General features: G+C 59.6%; 15 protein-coding genes. 5 read left to right on the top strand and 10 right to left on the bottom strand.

Features of this window, described 5'->3' with window-relative positions; translation table 11 throughout:
* Positions 1-558: 558 nt before the first annotated feature.
* The 3 genes from dnaA (at position 559) to ACQY1L_RS13425 (ending at position 3,469) form a co-directional block, all read left to right on the top strand.
* The gene (dnaA, locus tag ACQY1L_RS13435; protein ID WP_062454037.1) at positions 559-2,127 is read left to right on the top strand and encodes a chromosomal replication initiator protein DnaA; all 1,569 of its coding nucleotides are present in this window, start codon (positions 559-561) and stop codon (positions 2,125-2,127) included.
* Between the two features lie 125 nt (positions 2,128-2,252).
* On the top strand, positions 2,253-2,870 hold the full coding sequence (locus tag ACQY1L_RS13430; protein WP_430241175.1) for a LysE family translocator: 618 nt from the start codon (positions 2,253-2,255) through the stop codon (positions 2,868-2,870).
* Positions 2,871-2,875: 5 nt separating this feature from the next.
* A complete protein-coding gene (locus ACQY1L_RS13425; RefSeq protein WP_430241173.1) occupies positions 2,876-3,469 on the top strand; it encodes a class I SAM-dependent methyltransferase in 594 nt (197 codons plus the stop codon).
* On the opposite strand, the gene hemW is transcribed toward ACQY1L_RS13425, so the two are convergent.
* The 4 genes from hemW to rph all read right to left on the bottom strand — a co-directional run bounded on the left by hemW (position 3,470) and on the right by rph (position 6,570).
* Positions 3,470-4,633: a radical SAM family heme chaperone HemW gene (hemW, locus tag ACQY1L_RS13420; protein ID WP_062454924.1), complete on the bottom strand. Its 1,164-nt coding sequence runs from the start codon at positions 4,631-4,633 to the stop codon at positions 3,470-3,472.
* Between the two features lie 36 nt (positions 4,634-4,669).
* Positions 4,670-5,314, bottom strand: coding sequence for an RdgB/HAM1 family non-canonical purine NTP pyrophosphatase (gene rdgB / locus ACQY1L_RS13415; RefSeq protein WP_430241171.1), 645 nt, complete (start codon positions 5,312-5,314; stop codon positions 4,670-4,672).
* Positions 5,315-5,322: 8 nt separating this feature from the next.
* Positions 5,323-5,727 (bottom strand): VOC family protein, encoded by a 405-nt coding sequence (locus ACQY1L_RS13410; RefSeq protein ID WP_192087615.1) that lies wholly within the window; start codon positions 5,725-5,727, stop codon positions 5,323-5,325.
* 123 nt (positions 5,728-5,850) lie between these two features.
* Positions 5,851-6,570, bottom strand: a complete 720-nt coding sequence (rph, locus tag ACQY1L_RS13405) for a ribonuclease PH (RefSeq protein ID WP_092663772.1) — start codon at positions 6,568-6,570, stop codon at positions 5,851-5,853.
* 133 nt (positions 6,571-6,703) lie between these two features.
* On the opposite strand from rph, the gene hrcA reads away from it, so the two are divergent.
* Together hrcA and grpE are read left to right on the top strand one after the other, a co-directional pair.
* Positions 6,704-7,783 (top strand): heat-inducible transcriptional repressor HrcA, encoded by a 1,080-nt coding sequence (hrcA, locus tag ACQY1L_RS13400; RefSeq protein ID WP_062454032.1) that lies wholly within the window; start codon positions 6,704-6,706, stop codon positions 7,781-7,783.
* An 89-nt stretch (positions 7,784-7,872) separates the two neighbouring features.
* A complete protein-coding gene (gene grpE, locus ACQY1L_RS13395; RefSeq protein WP_062454031.1) occupies positions 7,873-8,511 on the top strand; it encodes a nucleotide exchange factor GrpE in 639 nt (212 codons plus the stop codon).
* Positions 8,512-8,583: 72 nt separating this feature from the next.
* Here the strand turns inward: grpE and ACQY1L_RS13390 are convergent, their stop codons facing one another.
* From ACQY1L_RS13390 to ACQY1L_RS13365, 6 genes are all read right to left on the bottom strand, one after another.
* A complete protein-coding gene (locus tag ACQY1L_RS13390; protein WP_062454030.1) occupies positions 8,584-8,820 on the bottom strand; it encodes a hypothetical protein in 237 nt (78 codons plus the stop codon).
* A 139-nt stretch (positions 8,821-8,959) separates the two neighbouring features.
* Positions 8,960-9,424: a PTS IIA-like nitrogen regulatory protein PtsN gene (gene ptsN / locus ACQY1L_RS13385; protein WP_062454029.1), complete on the bottom strand. Its 465-nt coding sequence runs from the start codon at positions 9,422-9,424 to the stop codon at positions 8,960-8,962.
* Between the two features lie 61 nt (positions 9,425-9,485).
* Positions 9,486-10,058, bottom strand: coding sequence for a ribosome hibernation-promoting factor, HPF/YfiA family (gene hpf / locus ACQY1L_RS13380; protein ID WP_062454028.1), 573 nt, complete (start codon positions 10,056-10,058; stop codon positions 9,486-9,488).
* 228 nt (positions 10,059-10,286) lie between these two features.
* The gene (rpoN, locus tag ACQY1L_RS13375; protein WP_430241166.1) at positions 10,287-11,870 is read right to left on the bottom strand and encodes an RNA polymerase factor sigma-54; all 1,584 of its coding nucleotides are present in this window, start codon (positions 11,868-11,870) and stop codon (positions 10,287-10,289) included.
* A gap of 167 nt (positions 11,871-12,037) precedes the next feature.
* Positions 12,038-12,838 carry an LPS export ABC transporter ATP-binding protein gene (gene lptB, locus ACQY1L_RS13370; RefSeq protein ID WP_371816128.1) on the bottom strand — a complete coding sequence of 267 codons (801 nt, stop codon included), beginning with the start codon at positions 12,836-12,838 and terminating at the stop codon, positions 12,038-12,040.
* An 18-nt stretch (positions 12,839-12,856) separates the two neighbouring features.
* On the bottom strand, positions 12,857-13,405 hold the full coding sequence (locus tag ACQY1L_RS13365; RefSeq protein WP_062454026.1) for an LptA/OstA family protein: 549 nt from the start codon (positions 13,403-13,405) through the stop codon (positions 12,857-12,859).
* Positions 13,406-13,414: the final 9 nt, after the last annotated feature.

The raw sequence follows: 13,414 nt of genomic DNA, 5'->3' as shown, positions 1-13,414 counted from the left end.
CGCAACCCTCCGGCCATTCAAATCGCGCCCAGAGAGTCAACGGTCGCGCTCGGATTTTGCGTAAAATTCATCATTGATCTTGCCATTTGATCCTGCCTAAATGGCTTTTAGCGAGAGGCATGGAGATCACTCCTAGAGCCTGCCGACAACCGCTCGACACCGAGCGGCCCGGGGACTTTAAGCAGCTTGCGGCGAGATGTTTTTCTCGTTTCCTTATTTAACCGATGGTTGCAAGCCGGAAATTGGCTTTTCCGGCAACAGCTGAACTTATGCGTGACGGGGCCGACTGGGGAGTCGGAAGAAGGCATTGGGAAGTCAGCGGCTCTTCATAACGAGGATGGAGCGTGCGCTGAGTTGCGGGTTGGCTCCCGCAGGTCTGGATCAGACGAGGTGATCCGGATCGATCTTTGATGGTCCGGGCGGTTGGCCTGGAACTTTGATCGATGGGGAAGGGCAGTCATCGTTTCCGCACGGAGACGGGCTGTCGGACGTAGTTAAAAAGAATGTGTCCTGGCGGGAAACAGAACCGCCGGGCTCCTATGGAAAAGGCGGCGAATAATGCAAATGAATAACGTATCGGCTCGTGCAACCGGCAACGGGGGCAATGCACGACAGGCGTTTGATTCCGTTTGCGCACAGGCGGCAGGGGAAACACCAGTTATGAAGCATGATGCTCTTTTCGAGCGGTTCAGTGTGCGTCTTAAAGCACAGGTCGGCCAGGATGTTTACGCAAGCTGGTTTGCAAGACTTAAGCTTCACACCGTCTCGAAGAGTGTCGTCAGGCTCACGGTGCCCACGACGTTTCTGAAGTCTTGGATCAACAACCGTTATCTTGATCTGATCACGTCGATCTTCCAGGCGGAAGATGCCGAGATCCTCAAGGTGGAGATCCTGGTCCGCACGGCAACCCGCGCTGCAAAGCCGGTATCGGATGTCCAGGACGGCGTCATTGGCTCGGATGCCCCGGCACCTGTCGCGTCGCAACGCCCGTCTGCACCGCGTGAGATCGGCAAAATCGCCACGTTCCCGACGGCCGCGTCCACCCCGGTTCGCCAGTCCTCGCAGCCCGGCCCGTTGTTCGGTTCGCCACTCGACAGCCGTTATACGTTCGACACGTTCGTTGAAGGCGCCTCGAACCGCGTGGCGCTTGCCGCTGCCAAGACGATTGCGGAAGCCGGTGCCGGTGCCGTGCGCTTCAACCCGCTGTTTATTCATTCCGGTGTCGGTCTCGGCAAGACCCACCTTCTTCAGGCCATCGCCAACGCCGCCGTCGGCAGCCCCCGCATGCCGCGCGTGGTCTATCTCACCGCCGAATATTTCATGTGGCGTTTCGCAACCGCGATCCGCGACAATGATGCCCTGACGCTCAAGGACAGCCTGCGCCATATCGATCTGTTGATCATCGACGACATGCAGTTCCTGCAGGGCAAGATGATCCAGAACGAATTCTGCCATCTGCTCAACATGCTGCTCGACAGCGCCAAGCAGGTCGTGGTTGCTGCCGACCGCGCCCCTTGGGAGCTGGAATCGCTCGATCCGCGGGTTCGCTCGCGTCTGCAGGGCGGCGTGGCCATCGAGGTCGAGACGCCGGATTACGATATGCGCATGGAAATGCTCAAAGGTCGTCTCGCGGCTGCCCAGCAGGATGATCCATCGCTCGATATCCCGCACGAAATTCTCGATCACGTCGCACGCAGCGTCGTCAGCACCGGTCGCGAACTGGAAGGCGCGTTCAACCAGCTGCTGTTCCGTCGCTCGTTTGAGCCGAACCTCTCGATCGAGCGCGTCGACGAGCTTCTCGCCCATCTGGTCGGCGCCGGGGAAGCAAGGCGCGTCCGGATCGAGGATATCCAGCGCGTCGTGGCACGCCATTACAACGTCTCGCGGCAGGAACTGGTCTCCAACCGCCGCACCCGCGTCATCGTCAAGCCGCGCCAGGTCGCCATGTACCTCTCGAAAACCATGACGCCGCGCTCCTTCCCGGAAATCGGCCGTCGGTTTGGTGGCCGCGACCATACGACCGTGCTGCATGCGGTTCGCAAGATCGAGGACCTGATCTCGGGCGACAGCAAGCTCAGCCACGAGGTCGAGCTTCTGAAGCGCCTGATCAACGAAAACAATCTGTGATCATCGACTGACCGACCGAAGCCGGCTCTTACCCATCGGATGAGAGCCGGTTTTTGTTTGTCCGGGCGTTGACGGGATTTGGCTTCTGGCGCACACCAATCTTTCTGGTGTGCGAGGAGCGTGTCGTGTTTCTTTTATCCGTGGCGACCATCTGGGCTGTCGCCTGCATTACCCCCGGGCCAAATACGCTGCTGGTGATCCGCTATTGCCTCACAGCACCGCGCAAGGTTGCCATTACGGCAGCCATGGGAACGATTACCGGAACATGCCTGTGGGGCTTTGCGGGCTGGCTCGGGATCAATGCCCTGTTTCAGGCAGCTCCCTTCGCCTATGTCGCGCTGAAGATCGTCGGCGGTCTTTATCTCGTATGGCTCGGCCTGCGCGTTTTCCTGGATGTCCGGAAGGCCCGGACAACACCCGAATTTGCCCCCACAGAACGCGAGATACCGCTGAGGAAGGCTTACCGACTGGGCCTTGCCACCAATCTTGCCAATCCGAAATCGGCTCTCTTCGTCGCCTCGCTGTTTGCCGCTACCATGCCGGCGGGCACGCCGTTTCTCTACGGGCTAGCGGCAATCGCTGTCATGGTCGCGGTTTCGGCCTGTTACTATACGTTTCTGGTCGGCCTGATCACCCATCCGCGGGTAGCGAGCGCCTATCTCAAGGCCAAGCAGAAGATCGACCTCGGCGTTGCCACCGTCTTCGTCGGCTTCGGCACCAAGCTTCTCCTGTCACAGAAGTAAGAGCCATGGCGGAGCACGATCAGACCCTCCGCTTCTACGCCGACAATGCGAAGGCCTATGCCGGTTATCGGGAAAAGGCGAACGAGATCCGGCTGGAAGCATTTCTCTCCCGCCTCTCTCCGGGTGCCCGAGTTCTGGAACTTGGCTGCGGCAATGGCCGCGACAGCGGTTTCATGATTGAACGCGGCTTTGACGTCACCCCGACGGATGGCGTTGCGGAAATGGCAGAGCAAGCCTCGCGCCGTCTGGGGCGTAGAGTCGCGCTACTGCGCTTCGGGGATATCGACAGCGTTGCTGCCTATAGTGGCGTCTGGGCCAATGCCTGCCTTTTGCACACGCCGAGAAATGATCTCGCCGATATCCTTGCCCGCATCCACCGGGCGCTGCGCCCTGACGGCATTTTCTACGCAAGCTATAAGACCGGCGAGGAAGAGATGACGGATGCGATAGGTCGCTATTACAACAACCCGTCGCGGCCCTGGCTCGAACAGGCCTACAGGACCGTCACGTGGTCATCGCTCGAGATAAGCACGAACGACGGCAGCGGCTATGATGACCGGCCGACCGAATGGCTGCATGTGACGGCGGTAAAGGCCTAGTCAGCAGGCGAGGTCGGCAACAACAGCATCGAGGATCAGCATGCCGGACGGCGTGCAGCGCAGCCTGGAATTTCCCAGCCGCTCGATAAAGCCGTGTTCCAGAAGCCGCTCTTCGCGGACCGGGTCCGGATCGCGGCCGGAAAGCTCCTGCCAGCGCGCCAGGTCGACGCCTTCGGTCAGGCGCAGTCCCATCAGAAGCAACTCGTCCGCCTGCTCGTCGAAGCCTAGCAGTTCCTGGTCGACCATGCCGTGGCCTTGTGTCTCGACCTGGTCCAGCCAGGTTTCCGGACGTCGCTCGGTGGCGGTGGCGATCTTGTCGCGTCCCCGCGTCAGGCGACCATGCGCACCAGGGCCGATGCCGGCATAGTCGCCATAGCGCCAGTAGGTCAGGTTGTGCCGGCTTTCAGCACCCGGCTTGGCGTGGTTGGAAACCTCGTAGGCCGGCATGCCATGCGCGGCCGTGATCTCCTGCGTCGCCTCGTAGAGCAGCGCCGACTGCTCATCATCTGGAACGATCAGCTTGCCGGCCTTGTGCAGGCCGTAGAACGGCGTGCCTTCCTCGATCGTCAGCTGGTACAGGGAAAGATGATCGACGGCATAGGAAATGGCCTGCTTCAGCTCCGCTTCCCAGGCCTCCACGGTCTGCTTCGGCCGGGCGTAGATCAGGTCGAACGACATGCGCGGAAAGATCTCGCGCGCCAGCTTGATCGCCTTCAGCGCGTCGGCCACGTCATGCAGGCGGCCGAGGAATTTGAGATCCGTATCGTTGAGCGCCTGCACGCCCATCGAGACACGGTTGATGCCGGCAGCCCGGTAGCCGCGGAAGCGTTCCGCCTCGACGCTGGAAGGATTGGCCTCCATGGTGATCTCGATGCCGTCAGGCACATGCCAGTGCTGCGCGATCCCGTTCAGGATCGCCCCGACGGTTGACGGATCCATCAGCGAAGGCGTGCCGCCGCCCAGAAAGATGCTCGTGACCGTCTTCGGTCCGCTCATCTTCCGCATCGTTTCCATTTCTTTCAGAAACGCGGCGGTGTAGCGGAGCTGATCCACGGGCTGGTGGCGGACATGGCTGTTGAAATCGCAATAGGGGCATTTGGCTGCGCAGAACGGCCAGTGCACGTAAACGCCGAAGCCCGGCTCACCCGTGTCGGGTAGCAGCATGCCGGGAAAAAGGGGAGCGACGGCGTTCAAATGGGTTCAGGCCTCCAGGCAGGTTTCAACAAACAGCTTGAACGCGCGCGCCCGGTGCGAAAGCGCATGCTCATCGCCGGGCTTCCAGCCGTGCTTTTCCTCGCTGGTCATTTCGCCAAACGTGGTCTCGTGCCCTTCCGGCTGGAAGATCGGATCGTAACCGAAACCGGCAGCACCACGCGGCGGCCAGGCGACAACGCCTTCGACATCGCCGCGGAAGAGTTCGGTGTGGCCATCCGGCCAGGCAAGGCAGATAACGCTCACAAAACGGCAGCTGCGCTTGTCGGGCGTGGTCGCACCCTTTTCCTGCAGCGCGTCTTCCACCTTCTGCATCGCCATCGCGAAATCACGGCTGCCATCCTCGCGCTCAGCCCAGTCGGCGGTATAGACACCGGGAGCACCGTCCAGCGCATCGATGACGATGCCGCTATCGTCGGAAAGGGCGGGCAGGCCGGACGCCTTGGCAGACGCAAGCGCCTTGATCGCCGCATTTTCCTCGAATGTCGTGCCGGTCTCGTCCGGTTCCTCGAACTTCAGTTCGGCTGCGGACTTTGCCGAAAAGCCGAACGGACCGATCAATTCGGCAATCTCACGGATCTTGCCGGCATTGTGGCTGGCAACGACGATCGTTTTCGTCTCAAGCTTGCGCATGAAGGTTCCTATAGATTCCAGAGCCTCGGCTCTGCGCATTCCAGACTGTTGCCGGCCGGGTCGCGGAAATAGAGGGATCGGGCGCCGGTTGGCCAGCGAAAATCGCTTTCAATCACGATGCCCGCCTTGTTGAGCTTTTCGACCATTCTGTCAATCGCCGGGCCGTCCATACGAAAGCACACATGCCCCGGTCCTGTCGTGCCATGCGGCGGAACCGGCAGCGCATCATCAGGCGGCGACTTCAGCGTCTCGGCGCGATTGAAGATCAACAGGATGCCGGGTCCGCATCGGTAAAACACGTGGCGATCGCCGGCCCGCAGCACCCGCTCAAGCCCGAGCAGTTCACCGTAAAAGGCTTCCGCCGCATCGAGATCATCGACATAGAGCGCTGTTTCGAGAATGCCGTCGATCAAAACAGTGGCTCCCTTGTCTGATGCTGCCCCGCCATGAAGGCGGGGGAGGAGGTTCGATCGAGAGGTAGTCTCTCTGGAAAGGAAGACTGCCCCTCGCAACTCTTGGATCAGCCAGCGTTGAAATCAGCCGCCGATCGCCTGCTTCTGCAGAGCTACCAGTTCCCGGGTGCCGTCCTGTGCCAGCGACAGCAGGTTGAGGAATTCCTCCTGGCTGAAGGGAGCACCCTCGGCCGTGCCCTGAATCTCGACGATGCCGCCGCTACCCGTCATGACGAAATTCGCGTCTGTCTCGGCGGCCGAATCTTCGAGATAGTCGAGATCGATGACCGGCTGGCTTGCAAAGATGCCGCACGAGATCGCCGCGACATGGTCTTTCAGAACCTTGTCGAGTTTGATCATCGAGCGGGTATCCATCCATTTCAGGCAATCATACAGCGCCAGCCAGCCGCCGGTGATGGCCGCCGTACGGGTGCCGCCATCGGCCTGGATCACGTCGCAGTCAATGGTGATCTGCTTTTCACCAAGCGCGGAAAGGTCGACCACGGCGCGCAGCGAACGGCCGATCAGGCGCTGGATTTCCTGGGTACGGCCACCCTGCTTGCCGGTCGCAGCCTCGCGCTTCATCCGGTCGCCGGTGGCGCGCGGCAGCATTCCATATTCGGCGGTGACCCAGCCCTTGCCGGAATTGCGCAGCCACGGCGGCGTCTTTTCTTCAAGGCTTGCGGTGCACAGAACATGGGTATCGCCGAACTTGACGAGACAGGAGCCCTCGGCATGCTTGGAGAAATTGCGCTCGAACGAAATCTTGCGCATCTGATTTGTCTGTCTGCCTGAAGGCCGCATCCGTCACTCCCTAAATTATTGTTTCCGCCTTCTAAGGCTCGGAGCCGTCATTTGCAAAGAATTTCCCTTTTGCGGATGCGCAAGTGAGCGACTATATCTGGGAGATGAGATCAGCAGGATGGTAAAGGGGCCAATGGTATTTCCGGGACTGACGGGTCGCGACAACGGCTCCGTGCTTGATGATCGTTCGCGGGAAATCTTTCGCCGCATCGTGGAAAGCTATCTGGAATCCGGCGAGCCGGTCGGTTCGCGCAATCTGTCGCGACTTCTGCCCATGTCGCTTTCGCCAGCCTCCGTGCGCAATGTCATGAGCGATCTGGAAGAGCTCGGCCTCATCTACTCGCCGCATATCAGTGCAGGCCGCATGCCGACCCAGACAGGGCTGCGGTTCTTTGTCGATGCCTTCATGCAGGTCGGCAATCTCTCGGAAGAAGACCGCGCCAGCATCGACCGGCAGATCCGTCCGCCGGATCGCGATCAGACGCTCGAAAACCTGATGGCCGATGCAAGCCTGATGCTGTCTGGCGTCTCGCGCGGCGCCGGCATCGTCATCACCGCCAAGAACGATCCCGTCCTCAAACATGTCGAGTTCATCCGCCTGGAGCCCACCAAGGCGCTGGCCGTCCTTGTTGGCGATCATAATCAGGTGGAGAACCGGATTATCGACCTGCCCGCAGGCGTGACCTCGTCGCAGCTCGGCGAGGCCGCAAATTTCCTCAACGCGCATCTCGCCGGCCAAACGCTGCCGGAATTCCGCGGCCAGATGAAAATGCTGAAGGAACAGGTCGCAAGCGAGCTTCACACGCTGTCGCATGATCTGGTGGAGCGTGGTCTGGCTTTTTGGTCTGGTGATCAGGAGGACGGAAAGCCGGGCCAGCTCATCGTACGCGGCCGGGCAAATCTTCTCGAAGGTCTGGCTGACGTCAGCGATCTCGATCGGCTGCGTCTGCTGTTTGACGATCTCGAAAAGAAGGACAGCCTGATCGAGATCCTCGACCTTGCCGAAAAGGGACCGGGCGTGCGGATCTTTATCGGTTCGGAAAACAAACTATTCTCCCTGTCCGGCTCCTCGCTCATCGTTGCGCCCTATCGTGACGGCGAGGAACGCATCGTCGGCGCGGTCGGCGTGATCGGCCCAACCCGGCTGAATTACTCGCGCATCGTGCCCATGGTGGATTACACGGCGCAGCTGCTTGCAAGGCTATCCCGCTAGGATGTTCCCAAGGCCTTGATTTTTTCGCCCCGAACCTCGATATCGGGCGCAACCACCCTTCCAGATTCCAATACGCACCGGAGACCGTCATGACCGACGAAACCAAGAAGAACGGACCTGACGCAGCTGCTGTCGAAAACACGGCGGAAGCCGTGGCGTCCGCTCTCGAAGACGCCGCCGATCAGAGCGCAGGGGAAGCCTTCTTCGCGCAGGAGCCCGATCCGATCGATGTGCTCAAGGCCGAAAATTCCGATCTGCGCGATCGTTTCATGCGGCTTGCCGCTGAAATGGACAACCTTCGCCGCCGCACCGAACGTGAAGTAAAGGATGCCAAGTCCTACGCCGTCTCGGGCTTTGCCCGCGACATGCTGGCCGTCTCGGACAATCTGCGCCGCGCGCTCGACACTGTTCCGGCAGACAAGCGTGCCGGAGCCGATGCGACGCTGACGAGCCTGCTTGAAGGCGTCGAAATGACCGAGCGTGGCATGCTGTCGACACTCGAGCGGCACGGCGTCAAGAAGATCGATGCCGAAGGCGAGAAGTTCGATCCGAACTTCCATCAGGCCATGTTCGAGATCCCGAATGCGGACGTACCCAACAACACTGTCATGCAGGTCGTCCAGGCCGGCTTCATCATTGGCGAACGCGTCTTGCGCCCGGCCATGGTCGGCGTCGCCAAGGGCGGCCCGAAGGTTGAAGCAGCGGCGGCTGAAGACAAGAAGGACTGAGCTCCTCAGAGCCTTTCCAAGAAAAATGGGCGCCTCGGGCGCCCATTTGCGTTTGGCGACCGCGGGTAAGGATCAGTGCGTCGTATCCAGCGAAACATGCGCCAGGGAACGGATCAGGGCCAGTTCCGAATTGAGATGGGCTCGGGTCTTCTTGTCCGCATCGCCGATCAGTCCCTCCTGACCATCGGCAATTTTGAAGATTGCATCGAGCTCATCGAGAAGATGGGGATCCTTGATCGCCAGCAGGATGATAACCGCCTTGAGCAGTCTGTCATTCGCAGCGATCCTGGCACGTATGTCGTCATTCATGTCTATCTCCTTCAACGTGAAAGACATGTGGCGTATTTGACAAAAGGCAATTCTAAAGAGGGCTCGAAAACAAGATTAGCCGCTCCATTCGAGGGCGAGCGGGCGGCTTTACTCTATAGAAAAGGAGTATAAAGCCGCCTCAGGCGGCGTGGTTTGCCTGTTCTGCATTCAGAAAGGCGTAGATTGCCGACGCGGAATCGGTCTTGCGAAGCTTGGCAACGAGATCCTGATCGCGCAATACGCGGGCAATACGCGAAAGCGCCTTCAAGTGGTCGGCGCCGGCGCCCTCTGGGGCGAGCAGCAGGAAGACAAGATCGACCGGCTCGTCATCCAGCGCTTCGAAGTCGATCGGCGATTCCAGGCGGGCGAACACGCCCTTGATGGACGATATGCTGCTGAGCTTGCCATGTGGGATGGCAATGCCGTGGCCAACGCCCGTCGACCCCAGCCGCTCCCGTTGCAGGATGACGTCGAAGATCTCCCGCTCGGGAACACCCGTCAGCTTGGCCGCTTTCACAGCAAGTTCCTGAAGAAGCTGCTTCTTGGAGGTCACTTTAAGGGCAGGAACAATCGCATCTTGCTGCAGCAAATCCGCCAAAGCCATTCTTATCATCCTTTTGCCGCGAAGGGCGAAGAGAGCGCCAAAGGCGCTCTCCCGAGAGTTTTTAGTTCTTCATACCGGTGGAATCGATCCAACCGATATTTCCGTCATTGCGCCGGTACACGATGTTCAGCTCCTTTCCAGGGCTGCGGAACAACAGGACCGGTTCGTCCGTCATGTCGAGCGCCATCACGGCGGTCGCAACGGACATGGTCATCAACTGCTTCGTGCTTTCCGCAACGATGGTCGGTGCGAAATCGTCTGGCACGTCGTCTTCTTCATCCGGTACACGGTCCATGACCGTGTAAGCCACTTCGGAAAAACCGTTCGCGTGATTGCCGGCGTGATGGTCCTTCAGTCGACGCTTGTAGCGACGAAGGCGTTTTTCGATCCGCTCCGCTGCAGCATCGAAACTTGCCTGTGGATCATTCGCTTCTCCGGCCGCATGCAGGACGATCCCGGTATCGAGATGCACCTTGCAGTCTGCCGAAAAACGCGAGCCGGACTTCTCGACGATCACCTGACCGGAATACCCCCCGTCGAAGTATTTGGTCACTGCACCGCCGATGTGGTCCTCGATCTTCTGTCGAAACGAGTCGCCGATTTCCATATGTTTACCGGATACACGCACACTCATGGAGTTACTCCTTATTGTCGTGACTTGCATGTTCCAGTCTACGCCAACCGGCCTCTTGATCCAAGCGGTTCACGAATGGCAGGGCCAAATTGGTTTGGGAATTGGTTTAGATCCCGTGTCGCCCGGTCAGGTTGCGGCGGGTCTCTAAACTGCCATTAACGGAATGTCAATCTGTGCGGCACGTGTGGCGAATACCGGGTCGCCTATGACTGCCCTCGATATGTGAGGCTAGAACGCTGCCAGTTTCGCGATGGCGCGCTTTTCCCGCCTGCGTTGCACCGATGACGGAATATTCATCGCCTCGCGATATTTCGCCACCGTCCGGCGCGCAAGTTCGACACCGCCCTGTTTGAGGCTGATGACAATGTCGTCATCCGACAGGACGGCACTCGGCAGCTCCTGAGAAATCAACAATCGGATGCGATGCCGCACCGATTCGGCCGAATGGGTGTCTCCACCTTCTTCCGCCGAGCCGATCGACACTGTGAAGAAGTATTTCAGTTCGAACAGGCCGCGTGGCGTCAGCACATACTTGTTGGAGGTGACGCGGCTGACGGTGGATTCGTGCATCTTGATGGCCTCTGCCACCGTCTTCAGGTTGAGTGGTCGCAGGTGATCGACGCCGTGCAGCAGGAAGGCATCCTGCTGGCGTACGATCTCGCTTGCCACTTTCATGATCGTCTTGGCGCGCTGGTCGAGGCTGCGGGCGAGCCAGTTCGCCGTCTGCATGCAGTCCGACAGAAAATTGTGATCTTCGCCGTTCTTCGGGCAGTGTTTGGAGACCGTGTTGAAATAGGTCTGGTTGACCAGAACGCGCGGCAGGGTATCGGGATTGAGTTCGACGTTCCATCCACCATCAAGCGATGGCCGGACCACGACATCAGGTGAGATAGACTGCGAGAACCCGCCCTCGAAGCCCGCACCCGGCTTCGGGTTGAGCTTGCGGATTTCAGCCATCATGTCGATCAGATCTTCGTCGTCCACGCCGCAGATCTTGCGCAGAGACGCAAAGTCACGCTTGGCGAGAAGATCGAGGTGATCGATCAGCGCTGCCATGGCCGGATCCAGCCGGTCGTTCTGGCGCAACTGGATCGCCAGGCATTCGCTCAGGCTACGGCAAAATACCCCGGGTGGATCGAAGGTTTGCAGCTGAACGAGAACGGCCTCTACCGCCTCCGGCGCCTTGCCGAGACGGGCCGCGACCTCTTCTATGTCGCCCTGGAAATAGCCGGCATCGTCCAACTGGTCGAGCAGGTCCTGGGCGATCAACCGGTCGCCCGGGGGGGTCACCACGAAAGGCAGCTGTTGTCCGAGATGATCGCGCAGGGTCACCTGACCCGCAACGAAATCGTCGAGGTCGTAGTCCTCGCCGGCATCGCCGCCGGGCATCGATTTCCACTGGCCGAGAAGTTCGGGCGCGTCCGGCCGCTGTGCCGGTGCGTCGTCGGGAAACACGTTTTCAAGGCTGGCATCGAGGTGATCGCCAAGCTTGGCCGTGCCGTCGCGGGTTGCGCTCTCATACCAGTCGAGGGAGCCGACATCGGCTTGCGCCGCCGATTGGCCTTCGAACTGTCCGTCATCCTCGCGCGAACCGGAAAATTCCAGATCGCGGGGATCAAGCGCGCCTAAATCCGCATCACCATCGCCGTCGCCTGCCGCTATTTCGAGCAGCGGATTTTTCTCGACTTCCTGGGCGATGAACTGGTTGAGTTCAAAATGCGTCATCTGCAGCAGCTGAATGGACTGCATCAGCTGCGGTGTCATCACCAGCGATTGGCTCTGTCGCAGAAAAAGACTGGCAGATAACCCCATGGCGGACGCGAAACTCCCGTGATCTCCTTAAAATCATGCGGTCATCGCACGATAGTCGAGAGGAAGACACCGAGATTATCGGTGCCATCCTTCAACTGGCACAAGAATTGCTTTTTTGATAGATTTGGTCAAGCGGCACGAAGCGGGAAAGTAGATTCTTTCTGGCCTCAGAGGCTGAACTTGTCGCCAAGGTAAAGACGACGAACATCCGGATTGTTGACGATATCGTCGGCCCTGCCATGCGTCAGGACTTCGCCTGCGTGAATAATGTAGGCGCGATCGATGAGACCAAGCGTTTCGCGGACGTTGTGATCCGTTATCAGTACCCCGATACCGCGCGCCGTCAAGTGGCGAACCAGGTTCTGGATGTCGGAAACGGAAATCGGGTCGACACCGGCAAACGGCTCGTCCAGCAGCATGAAGGCAGGGTCGGTCGCCAGCGCGCGGGCGATCTCGAGACGACGCCGTTCGCCACCCGACAACGCGACAGCCGCGGACTTGCGCAACTGGCTGATGTGGAATTCCTCCAGCAACTCGTCGAGCTTTGCTTCGCGCTTGTCGCGGTTCGGTTCGTGAACTTCGAGAACCGCCCTTATATTGTCTTCGACGGACAGTCCGCGAAAGATCGAGGCTTCCTGCGGCAGGTAGCCGACGCCGAGACGTGCACGCCGATACATCGGCATATGCGTCACCTCGTTGCCATTGATGGCAATCATGCCCTCATCGACAGGCACAAGCCCGGTGATCATGTAGAAACACGTCGTCTTGCCGGCGCCGTTCGGTCCGAGCAGGCCGACAGCCTCGCCCTTGCGCACGACCAGCGATACGCCGTTCACCACGCGCCGCGTGTCATAGGTCTTGGAAAGACCATGCGCCACCAGCGTACCCTCATAGCGCGCCTTGTCGCGTGCAATGAAAGGTTCGGTCACGGGCGACCGGTCGGCAGACCGGTTGGAGAGGAAAGGTATTTTCAAGGGCTTGGATTTCTATTGCTTAGGCCGCGACTTCGGGTCGAGCATAATTTCCACGCGGCCACCGCAGGAATCGAGCTTCGCCTGTCCGGTCGCCATCTGCACGGTCAGCTTGCAGCCGCGAAACACGTTGGCGCCTTCGGAAAGCACGACTTGCTTGCCGGAAAGCACGAAGGTCTGCGAGGTCATGTCGAACTCGCCCTTTTCGGCGGTCGCCTGCTGAGTGCCCGAGGTGAGGAAAACGGTGTCGTCGAGAAAGATCTTGTCGATGTCGGTGCTGCCGGAGGTCACCGAAGCGCCTTCACCTTTGTAAAGCACGGTCATCTTGCCGGCCTTCATCGTGGTCGTACCCTGCACCACCTGCACATTGCCGGTGAAGAAGGCACGTTTTTCCTGATCCTTGATTTCCAGCTGGTCGCTCTGGATCTGGATCGGCGCATCGTTGGAAAGCTTCAAGCCTTCCATCTTGCTGCTGGTGGTCTGGGCGGTCGCGCTAAAGGCAAGGCCGAACACCAGTCCGGTGGCCATTACGGCGGAAGAGATACGAAAGAGTCGATTCGTCATTGCGGCCGT

Origin of the sequence: Neorhizobium sp. DAR64862/K0K3, from assembly GCF_050500185.1 — a bacterium.
Lineage (GTDB): Bacteria > Pseudomonadota > Alphaproteobacteria > Rhizobiales > Rhizobiaceae > Neorhizobium > Neorhizobium soli.
This window is presented reverse-complemented; position numbering and strand designations above follow the sequence as displayed.